The sequence below is a fragment of the Pseudomonas sp. NFPP02 genome, assembly GCF_900119355.1.
Taxonomy (GTDB): Bacteria; Pseudomonadota; Gammaproteobacteria; order Pseudomonadales; family Pseudomonadaceae; genus Aquipseudomonas; species Aquipseudomonas paracarnis.
In genome coordinates, this window is sequence record NZ_FPJI01000018.1 from 18,894 (window position 1) to 40,283 (window position 21,390).

The 21,390-nt window shown below is 59.7% G+C and carries 16 protein-coding genes; 4 read left to right on the plus strand and 12 right to left on the minus strand.

Annotated features, from left to right (window positions below; all coding sequences use genetic code 11):
• Nucleotides 1-27: 27 nt before the first annotated feature.
• From BT204_RS24695 to BT204_RS24705, 3 genes are all read right to left on the minus strand, one after another.
• Nucleotides 28-1,461, minus strand: coding sequence for a serralysin family metalloprotease (locus BT204_RS24695; RefSeq protein ID WP_054898106.1), 1,434 nt, complete (start codon nucleotides 1,459-1,461; stop codon nucleotides 28-30).
• Between the two features lie 369 nt (nucleotides 1,462-1,830).
• Entirely contained in the window at nucleotides 1,831-2,934 is a 1,104-nt protein-coding gene (locus BT204_RS24700) for a DmpA family aminopeptidase (protein WP_072448567.1), read from the minus strand.
• Between the two features lie 9 nt (nucleotides 2,935-2,943).
• Complete coding sequence (locus tag BT204_RS24705) at nucleotides 2,944-4,308, minus strand: APC family permease (protein ID WP_034127698.1); 1,365 nt, start codon at nucleotides 4,306-4,308, stop codon at nucleotides 2,944-2,946.
• Between the two features lie 199 nt (nucleotides 4,309-4,507).
• Here BT204_RS24705 and BT204_RS24710 point away from each other — a divergent pair, with 199 nt between their 5' ends.
• On the plus strand, nucleotides 4,508-5,293 hold the full coding sequence (locus BT204_RS24710) for a helix-turn-helix transcriptional regulator (RefSeq protein ID WP_054898104.1): 786 nt from the start codon (nucleotides 4,508-4,510) through the stop codon (nucleotides 5,291-5,293).
• 34 nt (nucleotides 5,294-5,327) lie between these two features.
• On the opposite strand, the gene BT204_RS24715 is transcribed toward BT204_RS24710, so the two are convergent.
• Genes BT204_RS24715 through BT204_RS24730 form a run of 4 tightly spaced genes read right to left on the minus strand, consistent with a single transcriptional unit; the run spans nucleotide 5,328 to nucleotide 9,101 of the window.
• Entirely contained in the window at nucleotides 5,328-6,407 is a 1,080-nt protein-coding gene (locus tag BT204_RS24715; protein WP_054922193.1) for a polyamine ABC transporter substrate-binding protein, read from the minus strand.
• A 60-nt stretch (nucleotides 6,408-6,467) separates the two neighbouring features.
• Nucleotides 6,468-6,809 carry a cupin domain-containing protein gene (locus BT204_RS24720; protein ID WP_072448569.1) on the minus strand — a complete coding sequence of 114 codons (342 nt, stop codon included), beginning with the start codon at nucleotides 6,807-6,809 and terminating at the stop codon, nucleotides 6,468-6,470.
• Nucleotides 6,810-6,835: 26 nt separating this feature from the next.
• Nucleotides 6,836-8,242: an NAD(P)/FAD-dependent oxidoreductase gene (locus tag BT204_RS24725; protein WP_072448571.1), complete on the minus strand. Its 1,407-nt coding sequence runs from the start codon at nucleotides 8,240-8,242 to the stop codon at nucleotides 6,836-6,838.
• 49 nt (nucleotides 8,243-8,291) lie between these two features.
• Nucleotides 8,292-9,101, minus strand: coding sequence for a helix-turn-helix transcriptional regulator (locus tag BT204_RS24730; RefSeq protein WP_034127703.1), 810 nt, complete (start codon nucleotides 9,099-9,101; stop codon nucleotides 8,292-8,294).
• A gap of 257 nt (nucleotides 9,102-9,358) precedes the next feature.
• Between BT204_RS24730 and BT204_RS24735 the strand changes: the two genes are divergently transcribed.
• Nucleotides 9,359-9,631 (plus strand): DUF1652 domain-containing protein, encoded by a 273-nt coding sequence (locus tag BT204_RS24735; protein WP_014718395.1) that lies wholly within the window; start codon nucleotides 9,359-9,361, stop codon nucleotides 9,629-9,631.
• A 445-nt stretch (nucleotides 9,632-10,076) separates the two neighbouring features.
• Here the strand turns inward: BT204_RS24735 and BT204_RS24745 are convergent, their stop codons facing one another.
• On the minus strand, nucleotides 10,077-12,539 hold the full coding sequence (locus tag BT204_RS24745) for a UvrD-helicase domain-containing protein (protein WP_072448573.1): 2,463 nt from the start codon (nucleotides 12,537-12,539) through the stop codon (nucleotides 10,077-10,079).
• 217 nt (nucleotides 12,540-12,756) lie between these two features.
• On the opposite strand from BT204_RS24745, the gene BT204_RS24750 reads away from it, so the two are divergent.
• Entirely contained in the window at nucleotides 12,757-13,452 is a 696-nt protein-coding gene (locus BT204_RS24750; RefSeq protein WP_072448575.1) for a pirin family protein, read from the plus strand.
• A 72-nt stretch (nucleotides 13,453-13,524) separates the two neighbouring features.
• Here the strand turns inward: BT204_RS24750 and pgm are convergent, their stop codons facing one another.
• From pgm to BT204_RS24770, 4 genes are all read right to left on the minus strand, one after another.
• Nucleotides 13,525-15,168, minus strand: a complete 1,644-nt coding sequence (pgm, locus tag BT204_RS24755) for a phosphoglucomutase (alpha-D-glucose-1,6-bisphosphate-dependent) (RefSeq protein ID WP_034127381.1) — start codon at nucleotides 15,166-15,168, stop codon at nucleotides 13,525-13,527.
• 260 nt (nucleotides 15,169-15,428) lie between these two features.
• A complete protein-coding gene (locus BT204_RS24760; RefSeq protein WP_072448576.1) occupies nucleotides 15,429-16,832 on the minus strand; it encodes an aminotransferase-like domain-containing protein in 1,404 nt (467 codons plus the stop codon).
• Nucleotides 16,833-16,868: 36 nt separating this feature from the next.
• Nucleotides 16,869-18,293, minus strand: a complete 1,425-nt coding sequence (locus BT204_RS24765; protein WP_175550986.1) for a hypothetical protein — start codon at nucleotides 18,291-18,293, stop codon at nucleotides 16,869-16,871.
• Nucleotides 18,294-18,997: 704 nt separating this feature from the next.
• Nucleotides 18,998-20,020 carry a zinc-dependent alcohol dehydrogenase family protein gene (locus tag BT204_RS24770; protein ID WP_032891964.1) on the minus strand — a complete coding sequence of 341 codons (1,023 nt, stop codon included), beginning with the start codon at nucleotides 20,018-20,020 and terminating at the stop codon, nucleotides 18,998-19,000.
• Nucleotides 20,021-20,289: 269 nt separating this feature from the next.
• Between BT204_RS24770 and BT204_RS24775 the strand changes: the two genes are divergently transcribed.
• Nucleotides 20,290-21,204, plus strand: coding sequence for a LysR family transcriptional regulator (locus tag BT204_RS24775; RefSeq protein WP_034127379.1), 915 nt, complete (start codon nucleotides 20,290-20,292; stop codon nucleotides 21,202-21,204).
• Nucleotides 21,205-21,390: the final 186 nt, after the last annotated feature.

The window sequence follows — 21,390 nt, forward strand, 5'->3', positions numbered from 1 at the left end:
CGGCGCCGAAGCGCCGCGCGCTTTACATCAGGCTACGATGTCACTGGCAGCCGCCTGGCCAACGGTGGTGACGAGGAAATCCGCCACGCCGTGCCCGGAGAAGTCCACCGCCAAGGTGCCCAGGTTGGTACCTGAGGCATAGGTCAGTACAGCATCGCCGGCATGCCCGGTAAATGCGTTGACGAAGGTCACGCCCGCACCCTTGGTGATACCAGACAGGTCGATCTTGTCCGAACCGGAGGTGAAGTCGAAGATCTTGTCCGCAGCCCCTGGCTTGGAGTCGGAACTGGCACCGTACACGAAAGTGTCGCTGCCAGCGCCGCCCCACAGCTGGTCTGCACCGCCGCCGCCGTAGATGAGGTCGTTGCCGGCCCCGCCCTTGATGGTGTTGGCAACCTGGTTACCAATGATCAGGTCGTTACCCGAACCGCCGAACGCGTTCTCGATGGTGACGCCCTTGGCGATGGACACGTTGCCCACCAGGCCGCCCACATCAGAGAACGAGGTGGCAGTGAGGTTGATCTTCTGGTTCTGGGTGAAACCGGAGAAGTCCAGGGTGTCGTTGCCGCCACCGTCCCATACCGAAAACACCAGCTTGTCGGCATTGGACGTGGCGCTGAGGAAATCACGCCCGGTGTTGGAGTTGAACCCGTAAGTGGTGTCCGTGGCGCGGGTGTTGAAGTTGGCACCGTAGAGCTTCTGGATCGCGGCGATATCGTCGATCAGCGGGCCGGAAGCGTAAGCCTCGACGCCGCCCTTGCTGAAGTTCTGGTTGGTGTTGCTCTCGCTCCAGTAACTCATGAGGCTATAGCCACGCGTGTCCTGTCCATAGGTTGCGTCGTTATAGGTCGGGTTGCCGTTCCCGGCGTTGTAGTCGCCAGGGTGAGCCAGGCCCAGGGTGTGGCCGATTTCGTGGGTCAGGGTCTGCCGGCCATAGTTGTTCAGGTCCGGGGTCTTGTTCGGCGTGTAGCTATTGTTGGTCAGGTACCACGAAGTGCCGTCGTAGCCTGCACCGGTACCGGGCAGGTAAGCGAAGGCCGCGGCGCCGTCCTGGCCGCTGCTGTAGTTGCCGAAGGTCATGTGGCCGTCACCGCCGGAAGCCTTTTCGGTAAAGGTCACGTTGGCAACATCCGCCCAGGATTGCATGGCCAGTGCGGCCTGTGCTTTCTGCTGGGTGTTGAATTGGCTGAACCCGGAGATGCCATGTTTGTTCATGGTGCTCTGGGTAGCCGAGGTGAGGAAGGTGTAGGTCAGATCGATCTTGCCGTTGCCATCAAAGTCCCGGTACGCAGCACCATCCCGCAGCAGCTGGGTCGCTGCCTGGTCCACGGTGTAGGACGGTTTGCCATTGACCGTGAGATTACCGCCACGGTCATACAAATGGCTGAAGCTATCGATTTGCGAGTAAGCAGTGCTGGCTTGCGCGGCAGATACAATAGCCTTGTCTTTTACTTTTGACATAAACGTACTTCCTTGTTTGCAAGTGCATCAGTCTTTGTTCGATAGGAACCTCGCGGGCGAGGATAGTCCTATCACTCACCTCTTTTGAAGGCGTAAGAAAACTGACACAACTTGAAATCTTTCGTCTACATCTATTTCCATCGCACAATTGTGACGCAGGTTCAAGTTGCGGAAGTCCCACGCAGTGTTTATTGGGGGCCGTTGCGTTTATGTGGCCGAATCGGCGCACACCACTATTTAAATATTAAATACAAGTAAAGCCGCTCTAAGCGAACGGCTCACTTGATTAATGGATCCAATATATTGTCACGGTGTCATTAGCAACATTAAAGAGCCACTATTCGCACTATTAAAGTGCGCTGTCCCCCATTACCGGGACATACTCCAGCCACACTGTTGCAGCGCTGCCAAGAGGGTCTCGCCAGCCAGGCCCGGCACCTCGACGCCGTCTTGGGTGGTCATGTCTTCACCTGCCAGAATGGCGTTGATGATCGCCTCCTCCACCACCTCTGCCGCCGCGCTGAACAGCGGCGAAATATGGTCGTTGTTGACCATCTGCAACCCGGTGCTGAGGGGCAGGTCCTTGCGCCCATAGTCGGCCGGTGGCAAATCACGGTTACCGGTGGCAAACGCCAGGAACAGGTCGCCGCTGGAATCCTCGGTACCGCCACCGGTGCGCGCAATGCCGATGGACGCGCGCTGCGCCAGGCGCTGGCATTGGTGGGGCAGCAAGGGGGCGTCCGTGGCGATGATCACCACGATGGAGCCCATGCCAGGGGTGCCTCGCTCGGCAAAGGGCGAAGCAATGCCCATCAAGTGACGGCCCACCGGGTAGCCATCGACCCGCAGCTCCTGGCGCTTGCCATGGTTGGCCTGCACCAGTACGCCGACAGTCCAGCCGCCCTGCTCTGCTGGCAACCGCCGTGACGCCGTGCCGATGCCGCCCTTGAACTCGTGGCAAATCATGCCGGTACCACCGCCCACCGCGCCTTCCTGCACCGGGCCGCTTTCGGCCTGGTCCAGAGCCTGGCGCACATGCTCTGGGCGCACGTGCTGGCCCCAGATATCGTTGAGCAGGCCATCGTAGGTTTCCATGACCACCGGCATGCACCAGTACACCGCAGGGTCCGCCAGGCGCTCGCGCTCCAGGGCGATCAGGCTGTCGCGCACCACCCCGATACTGTGGGTGTTGGTGATGGCCATCGGCGTGGTCAACAGCCCCGCCTCGCTGATCCACTCAAGGCCCGTGGCGTCGCCGTTACCGTTGAGCACGTGGTAGCCGGCAAAACACGGTTGCTGCCGCGCTTCCCCGGCTCGCGGCTGGACCAGCGTGACGCCGGTGCGCACCTGCTTACCGTCAACACAGGCCTTGATCGTCGAGTGACCGACGCGAACCCCGGGAACATCGGTGATGGCATTCAATTCGCCGGGCATGCCCAACCCCAACGTAATGCCCAATTGACGTGCACGCATACCCACTCCTTACAGTTTCTGGAACGCCGGACTCAACCGGCCACTGATGCAATACAAGATCACCGACAGGGCCAGCAAGCCGATGATAATCATGATGTCGCGTACCGAGGCCTCCAGGATCAAGGTGACCAGCAGGTAACCGGCACCCAGTACCGCCAGCAATGCCGGCAGCGGCCATAACGGCATGCGATAGGGATGCTCGCGATCACGCAGCAGCACCCGGCTCATCAGCGCGCTCAGCGCCACCACCAGGTACACCAGCATAATCAGCAGCACGCTGAACGAGGTCAGGTCGGCCAGGTTAGAACTGAAGCTCAACAGCGCCGAGGGTATCGCCAGGAACAGTGTCGCCAGCCACGGCGAGTCCCAGCGCGGGTGAATACGCGTGAACAGCTTGTTGATACTCGGCGTCCACAGCGCATCGCGACCGCTGCTGAACACCACGCGGCCAATCTGGATCACGATGGCAACGATGGCGTTGAACACCGACAGGAAAATCCCGGCACTCACCAGCCGCGACAAGGTTTCATTGCCATGACTGGTCAACAGATAGCCGATCGGGTCGGGGCTGCTGATCATTGCGCTCAGGGACGGCGCGCCGATCAACAGTGCAGTGATCGGCACCAACTCGATGACCACCACCAACCCCAACGACCATAGCACCGCCTTGTGCACGCCCTTGCCGCCGCACTTCATGTCTTCGGCCAGCAACACCGCCGGGCCGTAGCCGTTGAACGAGAACAGGCCGATGCCGACGGCGCCGATCACCAAGGCCCAGGGCGCCAGGTGCAACACGCCGTTTTCGACGATCTGCGGCTGCAACAACACACTGGCCGGTTGCACCGGGTTACCGAAGCCGATCACCACAATCACCAGCAACGCCGCCACTTCCAATAGCAGGCAGGTGCCGGTAATCCAGGCGTTGAGCTTGATGTTGAGGATGCCCAGGGCGTAGCTGCACACCACGATCACCAGGGCGACGGTTTGCGAATCGAATGTCGTGCCGAGGGCGTTATTCAGGTAAGTCGCCGCACCGGTCGCCAATACCGGCGGGATAAACAGCAACATCACCAACACCGTCAGGAAGGTGGCGTAACCGGCCATGCCACCAAACACGCGCTTGGCATACACATACTCGCCGCCGGCGCTGTTATGGGCGCGGCCGAGTTCGGCGTAACAGAAGGCGAACATCAACGCGAGCAACGCCGCCATCACAAACGCCAGGAACACGCCACTGCCCGCCTGCTGGATGGCAAACGGGGCGATCACGAAGACGGAACTGGCCGGCGTTACCGCTGAAACGGTAATCGCCACGACATCAAAGACGCTCAGGGTGGGCTTGAGCACGCCATCGGGCGCGGGGGTGGCACTCATATCGTTATCCTCTGTCGTTGTTTTTGGTGTGAGGCAGAAACGAAAAATGATTGTTCCTCGGGATATGCTTCCCGTTGGACAGTGTCGACGTTATCGGCTGGTGGGGCTGCCGGCCAATTCCCCTATTGGCGTACTCCCCTTGACGGTGCCCAGCAGAAGCCTAACCCTTGGCCGATCATTTGAGGGTGGGGATGTTGAGATGAGCCTGTTCCGGGAAATCGGTATGCACGCGGGGTTGGGCCGCACCCTGTCACAGATCGGCACCGAGCGGTTCTGGAAGCAACTGGTACTGTTATTGCATCAGTGCCTGCCCTTCGATAATGCCCTGGCGATTTTCTACCCGCTGGATGGCCCGCCCCAGGCCCTGGAGGAGTACGACGCCCAACCCAGCAGCAAGCCGGCGTCGATGCTGGTGTACCTCAACGGCCTGTACCTGCTCGACCCGTTTTACCAGGCTTGCCGCGAAAACTATGCCAGCGGCGTATACCGCCTGGAGGAAGTGGCGCCGGACCATTTTCGCCAGAGTGAGTACTTCCTCAATTACTTCCACGACAATGTGCTGGAAGACGAAGTGCAAGTGATCCTGCAACTGCCCGGCGTGGGCACGCTGTCGCTGTCGCTGGGCATGCAGCGGCGCTTCAGCTTCGAAGAAACCGGGCTGTTGACCACGCTGTCGGCGTGGGTGTTGCCGCTCATGCACCAGCATTGGCAGCAAAGCACCCAGCGGGCACCGGCCATGGACAGCCAGATTCGCGATGCCCTGAGTCATTTCGGCAGCGGTGTGCTGTCGGACCGCGAGCTGGAAATCGCCCGGCTGGTGTTGCGTGGGTTCTCCTCCAAGGCCATGGCCGAACGCTTGAAGATCTCGCCGGACACCGTAAAAGTGCACCGCAGGCATCTGTACGCCAAGCTGGACATTTCGTCGCAGCCCGAGTTGTTTTCACTATTCATCCAGTCATTGGGGCATGACCTGGAGAACCCATAAACCTCATTCGAGCTGAAAGCGTGTTTGGCGCCTGTCAACGCCCCGTCCGTATGGTATTCCATACCCGAGTACGCACCCGGTCGATATTCAACGGCATGGCTTGCAGTGCAAACAGCTTGCCCATCATCTCCGGGCTCGGATACACCTTGGTGTCGGCCTTGATCGCCGGGTCTACCAGGCTGTCGGCCGCCGCGTTGCCGTTAGCGTAGTGCACGTAGTTGGTGACACTCGCCATCACGTCGGGGCGCAGCAGATAGTTCATGAAGGCATAGCCGGCTTTCTCATCCGGCGCGTCGGCGGGCATGGCGACCATGTCAAACCAGATCGCCGCGCCTTCCTTGGGAATGTTGTAGCCGATATTCACGCCGTTCCTGGCTTCCTTGGCGCGGCTTTCGGCCTGCAGGATGTCGCCGGAGAAACCGACGGCTACACAGATATCGCCATTGGCCAGGTCGGCGGTGTATTTCGAGGAATGAAAATACGCCACGTAAGGCCGCACTTGCATCAGCAGGGCTTCGGCCTTCTTGTAGTCCTCGGCTTTTTTGCTGTGGTGCGGCAAGCCCAGGTAATTGAGCGCGGCTGGCAGCAGTTCGGGGCCGTTGTCGAGGATGGCGACCCCGCACTTTTGCAGCTTGGCCATGTTTTCCGGCTGGAAGATCAAGTCCCAGGAGTCCACCGGGGCGTCGTCGCCGAGTACCGCCTTGACCTTGTCGATGTTGTAGCCAATGCCGGTGCTGCCCCACAGGTACGGAAAGCCGTGAGCATTGCCAGGGTCATTGTTTTCCACGGCCTTGAGCAGCACCGGGTTGAGATTTTTCCAGTTGGGCAGCTGGCTCTTGTCGAGCTTTTTAAGGGCGCCGCCCTGGATCTGCCGAGCCATGAAATGGTTGGAGGGAAACACCACGTCGTAACCCGATTTACCGGTCATCAGCTTGCCATCGAGGGTTTCGTTGCTGTCGTACAGGTCATAGGTGAAACCGATGCCGGTGTCTTTCTGGAAATTCCTGGTGGTGTCCGGTGCGATGTAGTCCGACCAGTTATAGATCTTCACGGTCTCGGCAGCCTGGCTGATAGTAGCCAGCAACATCAAGGGCAACAGGGCAATGGCTTTCATGGTTCGATTTCCTGGCGGTTTTAGGGCTGTTTTTATGGCAGGCGATCAAGGATCAAAGCGTTACAGAATCAGGACGTAGGTCTTGCGCACGGTTTCCTGGATATCCCAGATACCGGTGCTATTGACTGGCAACATCAGTGCGTCACCGGCTTGTATGTGCAGGGTTTCCCCGTTGTCGGGCGTGAAGGTGCAGCGCCCTTGGATGAAATGGCAAAACTCCTGGGACTTGATCTGCCGACGCCAGCGCCCCGGGGTGCAGGCCCAGATGCCGGTCTCGACCCCGTCATTGCGCTCCACGCTCAGGGTCGAGGCCACGGCGATGGGCGCGCCCAGGGGCACCGTCACCGGTGATGAATCTGGCAGAGCGGTGTTCAGCGTGTCTTTGAATTGCGTAATGCTCATGGGTTTTCCCCTGTGGGTGGAACGAGTCAGTGCATGAAGCCTTCCATGAAACCGGCAACGCCGGTTGCCAGCTTGCGGCGCCAGGGCGGAGTGTTGGGGTTGGCCAACACCTGGTCTTCATGGACAAAACTGCGAATGATCGCGTTGTAACCCAGCCAGCGGCACGGCTCGGGCTCCCAGGCCTTGAGCGCCTGGAGTCCGCCTTCGCGAATCACCCAGGGTTGTCGGGTCAACGGGGTGTCGCGGCCCAGGATCAAGTCGGCCAGGGTACGGCCGCCGAGGTTGGTGGCGCCCACGCCCTCCCCGCCATAACCGCCGGACAGTGCGATGCCAGTGGCGTGGTCACAGAGCATGTGCGGACGAAAACGGCGCGACATGCCCAGGTTGCCGCCCCAGGAGTGGGTAATCCTGGCCTTTTTCAGCTGTGGGAAGAGTTCACCAAACAGGTAGCGACGCAACTCTACTTCGCTGTCCGTCAGGTCGAAGTTGTGCCGTAACTTGCCGGCAAATTGATAGCCACCACGGGCGCCGAACACCAGGCGATTGTCGGCCGTGCGCTGGCCGTAGGTGACTTGTCGGCTGCTCTCGCCAAAAGCCTGGCCCTGGCTGAGCCCGATGCCCTCCCAGGTGCTGGCCGGCAGCGGTTCGGTGGCGACGATCAAGCTCTGCACCGGTAACTGGTAGCGGCCCAACGGCGGCAAGGTATTGGCGTAACCCTCGACAGCAGGCACCACCCAGGCGGCGCGCACGCAGGCCTTGGCAGTGCGCAGGCTGCCGGACTGCCAATGGGTCACGGGGCTGTTTTCGTAAATGGTCACGCCCAGGCTTTCAACCGCCCGCGCCAGGCCACGCACCAGCTTCGCCGGGTTGATCGTCGCGACGTGGGGGGCATAGATGCCGCCATAAGGCTTGGCAATGCGGACCTGCTCGGCCAATTGCTGCGGGCTGAGCCAGCGGTAGTCGTCTTCGGTGAGGCCCTGGCCGTACAGCTTGTCCAGATAGCGGCGCAGGCTGCCTTCCTGCTCGGGGTAGCGTGCGGCGCAATACAAGGCGCCGCCTTTGCGGTAGTCGCAGTCAATGCCTTCGCGAACCAGCACCTGTGCCACTTCATCAGGAATACCATGCAAGAGGTCAAACGAAGCGCGACGCTGCTGGGGGGCAAGCTCAGCCAGCAGACGGTCTTCTCCCAAGAGGTTGCCCATCAACCAGCCACCATTGCGCCCGGATGCGCCGAAACCGGCCGTTTGCGCCTCGATGATTGCAATTTTCAGCTCAGGGGCCTGGCGCTTCAGGTAATAGGCGGTCCACAGGCCGGTATAGCCGGCGCCGATAATCGCCACATTGACGTCCAGGTCGTGCTCCAGCGACGGACGCGCTACCAGCGGGTCGTCCAACTGGTCCATCCATAAACTGATACTGCGCCATGCCGACATGCCAGGTTCCCCTACCTCGGTTCGATAGGGCCGATCCTAGAGTGCAGCGTCAGGGGCTGTCTTGCGCGCGTGCACGCACAGAAATTTGTTTGAGGTACGCCTTGGGCGATTGCCCGGTGTGCTGGCGAAAAGCGCTGTAGAACGCCGAGAGTGAATTGAAACCGGCGGCAAAGGCCAGCTCATCGACTTTGACCGGCGCGGTGGCGTGGTCCAGCGCGGCCAGTACATGCTGGAGTCGCGCCTGGTTGACGTAGCGATAGAAGCTCTGCCCCAGCACCTGGTTCAGCAGGTAGGACATCTGGTTGCGACTGTAGCCACAGGCCTTGGCGACCCGCTGCAGGTCCAAGTCCGGGTCCAGGTACGGCTGCTGACGCTCGAAATATTGTTGCAGGTCATTGGCCATATAACCCAACTGCTGGGGCGACAAACCCAGGCGGCTGACCGTGGTACGCAGCGCCTGGGTCGGTTGCTCGTGCACCAGGGACGCATATTCATGCACCCGCCAGATCAACCCGTCGCGCACCGTAATGGCCTCACTGGTACGAAACGACACCAGGCCCTGGCCGCCACGCAAGGTAATGCGGTACTGGATAAACGCGGTATCGCCATCGGCTCGGATGCGATCAGTGTGCTCAATCGCTTCATCTGCCTCACGGGGCATGCTGGCCTGCAAGTACTCGCGCAACTCGGCATAGCCCACCACACGGTTCTGGAAGAAATCGTGGTACTGGATCTCGGGGTGGTAGTAAGCCATCACCCCGTCCAGATCGCGATGTCGCCAGCACAGGTGATGGCGCAGCACCAGCGCGCCGGTAGCGTGGGAATTGTGACACTCATCGTCTGGAGCGATGTCGGACATATCGGGCTCTACGGCGGGGAAAATTTTTGAGAATGCCGAAGTTTACCCTTGCCTTCAATGGTCAGATTGAGCGTCTGACTAATGGCCTTTTGCCTATTCCTTTGTAGGACATGATCTATATCAAAACCAGGCGAAAGAACCGCCGAACGGGCCGAAAAAAGTCACCTTGCAGTTGCGAACGAATGCTATTTTTAAGCCCTTAGCTGTCATGACCAGTGAAGGTCCTGGCCCCTGCCGCGAGCTAAAGGAAGCGCTCAATGAACAAGGTGGGCAACATGAACAAAGTGACATTTCCCAACGCCTGCCAGCTGATGCGCTGGCATTTTCACCCGATGGGCTTCGAGGGCAGCATGGACGCCCCCGGCAGCATGATCGCCCGCCTGTTCGACCGGGCCAGCGGCGAGACATTGATCGCCATCGCGGGGATCCCGTGCGCTACGGTGATGAACGCGGCTGATGTGGAGCGCATCATCGAGGCAGTGGAGGATGAATTGGAGAGTTTCGTGCCGCCGGTTTCGTTGCGGGCGTGAGGCGGCATAAGCGAAATAACGCCCACTTTGACGGTAACCACGATGCGAAGCGAGCCGCTCTTGATCTTGATCTCAGGCGCCCCGTTAAACCACGCTGGCCGAACGCAGGCTTGAATTCGTGGGTAACCCGGCAGGACGCCGGGTTAGCCGTCCTGGGCCAAGGATGGCCCATGACGGCGGCCCACGGATTCAAGCCGGAGTGAGGGCACACCGAGCCTAGGCGAGGTGCCGAGTGATGGGGCGAAGGCCTTTTGGTTACTTTTGGGCCTTTCCAAAAGTGACCCGCTGTTGAGCGGAACCCTAAGTGGCCGTTACCGCAGGAATGGATATGTACACAATCCAATTGTGCTGACTGTCAGGCCGCAATCGCAGGCAAGCCAGCTCCCACATGTTCGACCCCGTGTTGTCAGGTAGAGACGCGTCGGCGTCGGGCCTTCATCGAAGGTCAGCCAGCCCCCTTCACTGCACGCTGATCATCAAAAAACACCTTCCTGCCATCCACCCGCTCAGACGCCCTGGGCACATTCACACCCTGGCCTTCCGGCTTTTCCACATACCAATAACAATGGCTGACCGCTCGAGTAATCCCCACATAGGCCAGTCGCAACACTTCGTCTCTCTGGGCATTGTCATAAGGCTCGCTGTCGCCATCCTTACCCAAGCCCGCCATGCGATACACCTGGTTCTTGTACGGCGAGCTGGTGACATGCTGACAATCGCCCAGCAAAAATACCGCGTCCGCCTGCAGCCCCTTGGCACTGTGATACGTCAGCTGTTTCAACCTGCGCGCCTGAGGCGCCAAGCTAGAATCCACATTAACTACAGACTGAATATGCTCGCCAATCAATAACTTATCGCTACTTCTTCGATAAAGCATCAGGATTGAATCGCCCCGCTGATAATGCTCCAGCAACCGCTGCGCCAGTGCCGCGTCGTCACGTTCCAACACCGTGACGGGCACAAGCGCCTTGGGCTCGCCACTGGCCCTGGCCTTTTTGCCGGGGATGGCCGGCGCGCTACGGACGATATGTTCGGCAGCGTCGATGATGTGCTGGTGGCTGCGGTAGTTCTCCCCCAGCATCACGCGGGTGGTGCTGGGCGAAACGAACTCCTTGTTGAACTCCATAAAGTACTTGGGCGAACTGCCACGCCAGCCGTAGATGGATTGCCAGTCGTCCCCTACGCACAGCAACGATGAGCGTTGCGCACCGCGCCCGACGTGCATGGCCGGCCCACGGCTGCGAATTTCCCGCAGGCTGGCGCGGATCCAGGACACGATCTGCGGCGATACGTCCTGGAATTCATCGATCATCAGGTGCGACATCGGCCGCAGCAACGGATCACTCAGCAGCTTGAGGTTCTCAGGGGTGTTTTCACCAAACAGGGAAAACATCCGGTTGTAGGTCATGATCGGCGGCGATTGTTCCAGCAGGTGATCTTCCAGGGCCTTCCAGAAAATGCTCAGGGCCTCGAAGAACAGCCGGTCCGGGTCGTCCTTGGCGAAGCTCATCTGGCCAACCGCAGTAGGCACATCCAGGCCGAGGTTCTCGATAAACCCGGCCGCCATGACAAAACTGTCCAACAGGGGGGCTGAAGCGAGTTCACCTTTGACCTTGTAATCAAAGCCCGGCCCGGCCGTGGCATCGCCGCCCAGGCTGCTCAAAAGGCGCTTTGAAGATTCGTAATTATCCAGCCATATCAGTGGCTTATTACAGAAAGCTTGAAACAGGGTTCGTTTCACTGCCCATTCAGCGCGCACCGAGAGTTTCGAGTTCGGCCGACTGATCTGAGGGTTTTCGCGCCCATCGAACCCCAGCACCACCCAGGCATCCAGCTCCCGGATGTAGCCGTGGCAATGAAATTGCGTGCCGTTGATTTCAAAGGTTTGGCGGCTGGGTTCGATGCCCTTGATCGGCCAGGCACCGGCGCGAAACCATAGGTCTTCGATCACATCACAGAGTTCTTCATCGCGCTTGGCCGCCAATTCAGTCACGGCCATGCGCTTTTGCACGTCCGGATGATCGCGTTCTAGCTCTTTGAGCTGGAGACCGTGACGGGCCAAGGGTGCAATCAACTCGCGAAAACGCTGATGGCGACCATACAAGCGGTGATAACAAGCGTTCATCTGCTGCCGCTGGGCGTCACTGATACGCAGGTCGAAGGCGTTGCTGTCGGCGTCTTCAAAACCACCGCTGAGGTTCTCAAAAGCCTGCAGCCGTTCAAAGCCCGGCAGGCTGCGCACCATGGGCAGGATGCGCGAGTGAAAGGTGCGCACCACCGCCTGGGCTTCCTTGCTGCCAAGGGGTTGGCCCCACAGGCTGAGAATTTCCATGAGTTTGTTGATGAAGTCCTTGCGCGACTCGCGGGTGAACGTCACCACCGTCATCGAACTCAGTTCAAAGCCCAGGTAATGGCTGAGCAGCAGGATGCGCAGCACCAAGGACGTCGACTTGCCGGCGCCAGCCCCCGCAATCACCGAGGTCGAGGGGGTGTCGCTGAAAATCATCTTCCATTGCGCCGCGCTTGGCTGCACATGGGCTGGCAGCAGGCGCGCGACATCGGCCTTCATGCGCTTCTTCACCTCTGCAGTGAGCGGCAATCGCCAATCGTCGAACAGGCTGTCATCTATGCCTGGTGCGCTGTGCTCATCAGGGCGAAAGTCACGAATCAGCAGGACTTGCCGGCCTTCCTCGATGCCATCAGCCTTGCCCTCGCGGTAGCCGTATTCAACCCCCGCCTCATGCCCACTGCGAAAACCGTCGGCCTGGCCATGTAACCAGGAAAACCTGTGCTGCGCGCGCAAACGGGTGAGGCCATGGCCGAACAGGCGCGCGGCCAGCCGTTTCAGCAGCGGCATTTCAGCCAAGGGGCGCAGTTCGGGGGGCAGATCAGGCTGTTGTTGCGACACGCGGACTCCTGCGGTGAGCTTGTTTTGACCAAGGCGCCATGGTCGCCGGAAACGCCGCTCAGTTCCAGCCAATTGCTTTGCTGTCATGCAGTTAGGCGATGAAGTGAAAGTGAACACCGGGAATAATCATCGAAAAAACGGATCATAAACCGGCATTTTTTACGCTTTTTATCGATCATGCGCTGCGGGATGATGGGCTCATCAACAGGAGACGATCATGCTTGAACTTCGACCTTTCACCAGCCTGGGCGGCGCCCACCATGGCTGGCTTGACGCTCATCACCACTTTTCCTTTGCCGAATACCACGACCCCCAGCGCATGCACTGGGGCAACCTGCGGGTGTGGAACGACGACATCATCGCCCCCGGCAGCGGCTTTCCCCAACACCCGCACCGCGACATGGAAATCATCACTTATGTGCGCGAAGGCGCCATCAGCCATGCCGACAACCTGGGCAATAAAGGCCGCACCGAAGCCGGCGATGTGCAGGTAATGAGCGCGGGCACCGGCATTGCCCACAGCGAATATAACCTGGAGGCTACGCCAACCAAGATCTTTCAGATTTGGATCATTCCCAATGAGGCTGGCTTGCCGCCGTCCTGGGGCGCCAAACCGTTTCCACAGGGCAACCGCGAGGGCTTTGTGACGCTGGCCAGCGGCAAGGCTGGCGACACTGAAAGCTTGCGGATTCGTGCGGATGCACGCTTGGTGGCAGCTAACCTGAAAGCAGGAGAAAGCGCGGAGTACCGGCTGGACAGCGGCCGCCGGGCGTACCTGGTGCCAGCCACTGGCGTGATTGACGTCAATGGTGTGCGGGCACAGGCGCGAGACGGTGTGGCGGTAGAGGATGAACAGGTATTGCGCGTGACGGCGATTGAAGACAGCGAAATCGTGCTGGTGGACCTGACCTGATCTCCACTCTTGTTGCTATCTAATGTGGGAGGGGGCCTGCTCCCTCCCACACTTCTACCGCATGAGTGTCAGTTATTGGCTGATTGCACCATCAACCAACACCTGAGCCTCTTCCACCAGTTGCTTGAGGTGTTCTTCGCCAATGAAGCTCTCGGCGTAGATCTTGTAGATGTCCTCCGTGCCCGAGGGCCGTGCGGCAAACCAGCCGTTTTCGGTCATGACTTTCAAACCGCCAATTGCCTGGTTGTTGCCCGGCGCATGGCTGAGGATCTGTTGAATGCTCTCCCCGGCCAATTGCGTGGACGTGACCTGCTCCGGTGACAGTTTGCCCAACAGGGCTTTTTGCGCGGGAGTGGCCTTGGCATCGACGCGAATGGCGAACGGCTCACCCAGGGCATCGGTCAAGCCACGGTAGATCTGGCTTGGGTCCTGGCCTTTGCGCGAGGTCATTTCCGCGGCCAGCAAGGCCGGAATCAGGCCGTCCTTGTCGGTACTCCACACGCTGCCGTCCTTGCGCAGGAACGAGGCACCGGCGCTTTCTTCGCCGCCAAACCCCAACGAACCTTCAAACAAGCCATCGGCAAACCATTTGAAGCCTACCGGCACTTCGTACAGGCGACGGCCGATGCGCGCCGCGACGCGGTCGATCAGGCCGCTGCTGACCACGGTCTTGCCCACGGCCGCATCGACACGCCAGTCCGGGCGGTTCTGGAACAGGTAGTCGATGGACACCGCCAGGTAGTTGTTGGGCGCCAGCAACCCACCGGAAGGCGTGACGATGCCGTGGCGGTCGTGGTCCGGGTCGCAGGCGAAGGCAACGTCGAAACGCTCCTTGAGACCGATCAGGCTTTGCATGGCATAGCTGGAAGACGGGTCCATGCGAATCTGGCCGTCCCAGTCGACGCTCATGAAGCGGAAGGTTGCGTCGACCTCGGTATTCACCACCTCCAGGTTCAAGCGGTAGTGCTCGGCAATCGCCGACCAGTAGCGCACCCCTGCTCCGCCCAGTGGGTCCACGCCCAAGCGCAGGTCGGCGCTGCGGATCGCGTCCATGTCGATCACATTGATCAGGTCGGCCACATAGCTGTTGAGGTAGTCATGGCGATGGGTGGTGTCGGCCTTGAGCGCCTGGGCGTGAGTGATGCGCTTGACCCCGGCCAGCTTGTTGGCAAGCAGTTCGTTGGCCTTGGCTTCGATCCACTTGGTGACATGGGTATCAGCCGGGCCACCGTTAGGCGGGTTGTACTTGTAGCCGCCACTTTGCGGCGGGTTGTGGGACGGTGTAATCACAATACCGTCCGCCAGGCCGCTGGTACGGCCACGGTTGTAGCAGATGATGGCGTGGGAAATCGCCGGCGTCGGCGTGTACTCGTCGCCCTCGGCCAGCATCACGTGCACGCCGTTGGCCGCCAGTACTTCCAAGGCGCTGGCACCGGCTGGCGTCGACAATGCATGGGTATCCAGGCCGACAAACAAAGGGCCAGTGATGCCCTGCGCTTCGCGGTACAGGCAAATGGCCTGGCTGATAGCCAGCACATGCCACTCGTTGAAACTCAGTTCAAACGAGCTGCCGCGGTGCCCGGAAGTACCAAAAGCCACGCGCTGAGTGGAGATCGCTGCATCAGGCTGGCCGGTGTAATAGGCCGTGACCAGTCGCGGGATATCCACCAGCAACTGGGCTGGTGCCGGCTTGCCCGCAAAAGGACTGATAGTCATGCATAAACCTCGAAAAGAAGGATTCGGAAAAAATGACAGTTTACTGGGACTTGGACTACTGCGCGACGGTATCGATCCGACGGTCTGAAGAGAAATTTCATACGCTACATCCTGATCGGCTGTCAGGCCGCTATCGCAGGCAAGCCGGCTCACACATTGGATAGTTGTAGGAGCGAGCTTGCTCGCAAAAAACTCACAGGCGCCGCGTTTATTCAGGCAGCGCGCGTTATCGTTGACGTTTTTCGCGAGCAAGCTCGCTCCTACTCGGTCTGGGCCTGCAGGAGCGTCTGCGCCAACGTATCCAGGGCGATGTCCAGGTTGGGATGGCCGCTGAAGGTATGGCTCAAGCGCATATGCTGGTGATGCAAACCACTGAGGCTGAACAATTCGCCCGGGGCAATCACCACCTGCTGGGCGAGTATGCGCTGAAACACCAGGCGCATATCCACCGGCGCCGTCGACTGCAACCAGAAACTCGCCCCGGCTACGGGCATGCGGTAATGCACACACCCTTGCAGACGCACATCCAAGCGGTGACTCATGGCGTGGGCCTGCTCGTGAAGGCGCTGACGCAGCGTCTGTAGGTGCTGATCAAACCGCCCACTTTCATAAAGCCGGGCAATGGCGCGTTGACGAATGGCGGACAGTCGAAACGAACGCAGCAGGAATTGACGCTGCAATTCACTGCTCATCTGCCGCGCCAGCAGGTAACCAAAGGGGGCTTCCGGGCCCAACACCTTTTCGAACGAAGAAAACACGATCAGCCGCTCTGGGTTGACCAGGCTGCGCAAGGCCGGCCCGGGCGGCGCAAAGCTCAGGTCACCGAAGGTATCGTTCTCCAGCAACCAGCAGCCGTGCTGGTCGAGCAGTCGCGCTACGTGCAGCCGCTCGGGGTCGGTCATGGCGTTACCCGAAGGCATGCTGACCACGGATGAGAGCAGCACGAGGTGCACCGGTTCATGACGCAGCAGGTGCTCCAATGTGGTCAAGTCCGGGCGGCCGTCGGCACGCCAGGGCCATTCAATGACGCGCACGCCAGCGGCCTGTAGCAGGCGCAGGACCAGGTAATCGCACGGCGATTCAACTACCACCACCGTGCCTTTAAGGTCCAGGGCATCAACGAGGATTTCCAGAACGCCCTGAAGGTCGGCACCGATATACACCTCATCAGCTTGCCAACAATGGGTGGGCGACGCGGTATAACGGGCTGCCAATGCAGCACGCAACTCCCACACGCCACAAGGTTGCGACGGTTGCAGATGATGGGGATACCGGCGCACCAGTTGGCGCTCCAGCGCCAGCAACGCGCCATCGAGGGACCCCAACAGCGCCGGTTCATCATTGCTGAGCACAACCATCGCCGGGCGCCGGGCGGCTGTATACAGGCGCTCGAGCAAGTCCGTACCCGCCATGATGGGCATGGTTGCGGCCACGGGCCAGGCGAAGTAGCCGGACTTGGCCACCGAGTACACTCGCCCTTCTTTTTCCAACAGCGAGTAAGCGTACTGAATCGTCGAGATTGACACGTTCAACCGCGTCGCCAACTGGCGCAGGGACGGTAGCTTGACCGGTGCTTCCCGGCTGACTTCATTGATCAGGTTGATCATGTAGCGATACACCGCCTGATAGGCAAAGTCTGCCTGTCGCTCTCCCCTCAGGTTCATCGCTGATCACCAGTTTCCATAGGTGAATACACGCGACTAGCGTCCCGACATTTGAGTGATACGAGCCTTGGACCGCTTGAAACGAGGTTCACATACACGCGCACTGCGTTTGCCCGGCAGCGGGCATTTGCGGTACAGGTGCTGCAACAACGGCAGCGACAACCCGCTGATATCCATCAGCCACTGGTGCAGCATGTCCGCGACGGGCTTGCCCTGCAGGGCCTTGTGGAGCTCGGGGAGCGCTACCAGCATGCCGGGATGGCATTGACGCAAGTAACCCTCCAGGCGTTCGCCATGCTGGACGAACGGCGCGAACACCAGGCAGGTCAATTGGCTTTCGTCCAGGCCAGAGAACGCCTGAGCACAAGCTGTAGACAACAGTTGGCCCTGCAGAGCACACGCTTCGGTGATCAACGCAACAGGTACCTGTCTTCGATGCAGGTAGTCCGCCGCCTGACGCAAGAACCCCTCGACGCCATGTTCGTAGGAGAGTTCGCGCAGGCACTGGGCCTGCAACCCATGCATATGCGCCATGAGTAAAGGGTTGGGGTAAGCAGGATGGCTGAAGTGGAACTCGAATGGGTCCCGCTTGTGGGCGAGGAATTGAGTGAGCAGTGGCGCGTGGGCAACGTCCACGTCGTCAAGCAGGTCGGCAATGCCGATATATGCCACATGACGGTGCCCGCCCCGGCCAGGACTCTCAGCGCCTGCGTAGTGCTCGCCATACAGGTGGCGGTAGCAACCGACACTCCATTCCTCCATGCGTGCAAACCATGCACTGAGCGACGACGGGTTACCAGGTGCGAATGTCAGGCCGGTTGCCAAGGCGCTTTTTTTCAGCCACGCGATATATTGGCTTTGCTTGCGCACCGAGTCGCCGCTGACCAGAGCATGCACACCGCCGCTCCAGGTGGCGACCCGCTGGTAGAAATCGCCGAGGGCCAAAAAAGTGTCGTTGCACAGGGTGGCGCGAATGTCGCCGGACGTCAGGTGCCCGATCATCAGCTTGTTGCGCCGGCTCACTTCACGCCCGGCACTGGCCGCAGGCCGTTGATGATTGAAGGGCAGCACTTCGTGGTTTTCCACCATCAACAGTTCCACCCGTGGGTCATCGTGGAAAAATAGCGCGCCGTAGCCGTGGTGCAGCGAATCGAGCGTGGCCTGAGTCATACCCGCGTGCCGCAACGTGGCCACGCGCAAATGAAAAGTCTTGGGTGCTCGCCCAGCAATGGTCAGTTGCGCAGCGCGCAGCATCGCCAAGGTGTAGCTGCTGACTGCGCCGCCGCCGTGCCCGATCAGTACTTTGTAATTCCCCACTTGCTCCATGCCACCGGCGGCCACCACGATTCGCTGGATCAGCAATTGAAGCACCGTACGTTCAGCACGGGTAAAGTGCCCCACTAAACGTTGCAAAACTTGCTGGTAAACATAGCTCATGGCTTGTTCGTGAATAGTGCTCATCGTTCTACTACCTGAGTTGAAATATTAGTTTCGAGCAACTACCACACAGGAGCGCTCGACCTATTACACTTGTAGGCTTGTCATCCGTTGCGCAGCACGACATGGATTCAACATTAGCACTCTGCAACAAAAGTGCAGGTACAACCAAAAGAACAGTCGAGGACTATCCCAGGACGTGAACCACGTAGCTGCGCGCCTTACAGCGCCAAAGACCGCCAGCCTTAGGAAGGCTCCGACAACGTCCTACACTGCTTTAACTAAGAAATTAGAGAAGCATCCGACAAATATTAATCATCCACTCATCCTGGCTTCTTGCAAAACGACGGGGTGCACACTTTGTACTTTTCGAAAAAAATCAGACCACCGTTAGTTCCGCAAGCGCGAGATGTTAATGCCCGGCATTCAATCATGGCTCAATCCTTGAGATGACAAAGAAGGCTCAATTATCGGCACTCAAACAATGATTAACAGATACAGAACAGCGTCGAAAAGCAGTTCAGATGGCCTGCCAACCCAACTTAAATGACGCCCACACAACAGCGCCGCACTGGATTTCAGGGCGGCGTAGGGCAATAACGGTATTGTTTACGGGGCGCAGCGCCCGTGCGGCGGCTCAACCCCGGTGCGGGTTAAGCCCTGTCAAATGGCGCATTTGCCTCATCAGCTCAGGCGCCGGAGTATTCATTTGCGAATACTCCTACAGCTCAAACAGCTTCAACCTGCAACGCCACCCGTTCGCGGCAAGGGCATTCATCCATGTATCGGTGCGCTTCGACGAACTGACTGAACGGAAATACCGTGGTTTTCAGTGGGACAAGCACACGGTCGGCTGTCAGCTGGTTGATATCGCGCAATGCACGCTGCAGCGCCACCTGGTCCTGGATAATGCCCAGCTCCGGCTTGCCGGTGAAGTTGCCGATGCAGTGCACAAAGAACTGAATGTTCTTCTGGAACGCCGCACAGGCCGGGAACGGCGTCTGGTTGCCACCTTGCAGGCCATACAGCACCAGGCTGCCACGCGGCGCCAGGACATCACCGAGCAGCGACATCTGCGGGCCACCCAGGCCATCGAACACCACGTCGACGCCACGGTTGTCGGTGAACTTGTTGATCTGCATCAGCAGGTCCTGTTCTTCGGTAACGATGACCTTTTCCGCCCCGAGGGACAGCAGGTATTCACGTTCAGCACTGTCTTTGGTGGCAGCAATCACCCGCACACCCAGGGCCTTGCCCAGCTGCACAAACGAAGGGCCGGCACAGTGGCTGGCGTCGGTCACCAGGGCAAACTGGCCGGGTTTGACCCGCGCCAGGTCCATATACGCAAAGTACGCGATGAGCAACGGCGTGTAATGCACGCTGGCTTCAATCGGGCTCAAGACATCCGGGTACCGGGTCAGGGCCGAACGGGGCAAGACGATCTGCTCGCCATACACCGGGTAATCATTGGGGCTCTCGGCCGGAAAACTGGCCACTTTATCGCCCACCGCCAAGTCATCCACGCCGTCGCCGAGGGCAACGACAACCCCGGCCATCTCATGGCCCAAGCCAGAAGGCAGGCGTGCATGGGAAGACGCCAGGTTCTGGCGCCACAGAATGTCGTACCAACTGATGCCGATCGCGTCGACACGCACCTGCACTTCGCCCGGTGCGGGCTGCGCGGCCGCATGCTCTTCGCATTTGAGCACCTCGGCCGGACCAAACTTGTGAAAACGGATCGTGCGGGACATCGCAAACCTCGTCAAAGTAACCTCTAATGCCATGAACTTTATCTGGGCTTTGGGGGTAAGACCACCGGTCACCATTAATAGTCGACATGCCTGTCATTGATTCCGCGAGCGAGGAACACACCTCAACTATCGTAGGAAAAATCAATTAGCCGGTGCAGAGTACCAGCCTTTCCCCGTAAGATTCATGCCGGTCATCCTTCTGAATCGAACCTCAGGGGGTTGCTACGTGACCGCTCACATCAAGTTTGCTGACTCTTCCAGGACACAAGATGAACCGTAACGACCTGCGTCGTGTCGACCTTAACCTCTTGATCGTATTCGAAACCTTGATGCATGAGCGCAGTGTGACCCGCGCCGCCGAGAAATTGTTCCTCGGCCAGCCGGCCATCAGCGCGGCGTTGTCACGCCTGCGCGGGCTGTTCGATGATCCCCTGTTCGTGCGCACCGGGCGCAGCATGGAGCCCTCGGCCCGCGCCGTGGAAATCTTCGCCCTGCTCTCCCCAGCGCTGGACTCAATCTCCACCGCCGTCAGCCGCGCCGCCGAATTCGACCCGGCTACCAGCACCGCCGTGTTTCGCATTGGCCTGTCCGACGACGTCGAGTTCGCCTTGCTCCCGCAGTTGCTCAAACGCCTGCGCTCCGAAGCCCCCGGCATCGTGCTGGTAGTACGCCGCGTCAACTACATCCTGATGCCCGGCCTGCTCGCCTCCGGCGAAATCTCCATCGGCGTCAGCTACACCGCCGACCTGCCCGCCAACGCCAAGCGCAAGGTACTGCGCCGCAGCCTGCCCAAACTGCTGCGCGCCGACAGCGTACCGGGCTCGCTGAGCCTGGACGACTTCTGCTCACGGCCCCACGCGCTTGTGTCCTTTGCCGGCGACTTGAGCGGGTTTATCGATGAAGAGCTGGAAAAACTCGGCCGCAAGCGCCACGTTGTGCTCGCGGTGCCACAGTTCAATGGCCTGGGCACGTTGCTGGCGGGTACGGACATTCTGGCCACCGTGCCGGATTATGCGGCGGAAGCGCTGACCTCGGCGGGTGGTTTGCGTGCCGAGGACCCGCCGTTGCCGGTGCGCTCGTTTGAGCTGCATATGGCGTGGCGGGGGTCGCAGGATAATGATCCGGGGGAGCGGTGGTTGAGGTCGCGGATTCAGATGTTTTTTGGGGACCCCGAAAGTTTATAGGGACCATGTGGCAGGCTGTTTAGCTGATCATTTCTGCCCCTTCTCATCCCTGGGAAACTCATCCACTCCATTCGACGACGCGGTGCACCGAGACCTCTTGGAAGCAGTTGACCGCACCCTGGCCTTCTCCATGTTGGACTCTCAGCGTGCAGATATTCATGAGCGCTACAAATCGCGAGAAACCCG

Coding starts and splice junctions, on each gene's coding strand:
- BT204_RS24750 (WP_072448575.1), top strand. CDS start 12,757: ATGCTTGAACTTCGACCTTTCACCAGCCTGGGCGGCGCCCACCATGGC.
- BT204_RS24760 (WP_072448576.1), bottom strand. CDS start 16,832: ATGAACCTGAGGGGAGAGCGACAGGCAGACTTTGCCTATCAGGCGGTG.
- BT204_RS24700 (WP_072448567.1), bottom strand. CDS start 2,934: ATGCGTGCACGTCAATTGGGCATTACGTTGGGGTTGGGCATGCCCGGC.
- BT204_RS24775 (WP_034127379.1), top strand. CDS start 20,290: ATGAACCGTAACGACCTGCGTCGTGTCGACCTTAACCTCTTGATCGTA.
- pgm (WP_034127381.1), bottom strand. CDS start 15,168: ATGACTATCAGTCCTTTTGCGGGCAAGCCGGCACCAGCCCAGTTGCTG.
- BT204_RS24720 (WP_072448569.1), bottom strand. CDS start 6,809: ATGAGCATTACGCAATTCAAAGACACGCTGAACACCGCTCTGCCAGAT.
- BT204_RS24695 (WP_054898106.1), bottom strand. CDS start 1,461: ATGTCAAAAGTAAAAGACAAGGCTATTGTATCTGCCGCGCAAGCCAGC.
- BT204_RS24730 (WP_034127703.1), bottom strand. CDS start 9,101: ATGTCCGACATCGCTCCAGACGATGAGTGTCACAATTCCCACGCTACC.
- BT204_RS24770 (WP_032891964.1), bottom strand. CDS start 20,020: ATGTCCCGCACGATCCGTTTTCACAAGTTTGGTCCGGCCGAGGTGCTC.
- BT204_RS24725 (WP_072448571.1), bottom strand. CDS start 8,242: ATGTCGGCATGGCGCAGTATCAGTTTATGGATGGACCAGTTGGACGAC.
- BT204_RS24765 (WP_175550986.1), bottom strand. CDS start 18,293: ATGAGCACTATTCACGAACAAGCCATGAGCTATGTTTACCAGCAAGTT.
- BT204_RS24715 (WP_054922193.1), bottom strand. CDS start 6,407: ATGAAAGCCATTGCCCTGTTGCCCTTGATGTTGCTGGCTACTATCAGC.
- BT204_RS24710 (WP_054898104.1), top strand. CDS start 4,508: ATGAGCCTGTTCCGGGAAATCGGTATGCACGCGGGGTTGGGCCGCACC.
- BT204_RS24735 (WP_014718395.1), top strand. CDS start 9,359: ATGAACAAGGTGGGCAACATGAACAAAGTGACATTTCCCAACGCCTGC.
- BT204_RS24705 (WP_034127698.1), bottom strand. CDS start 4,308: ATGAGTGCCACCCCCGCGCCCGATGGCGTGCTCAAGCCCACCCTGAGC.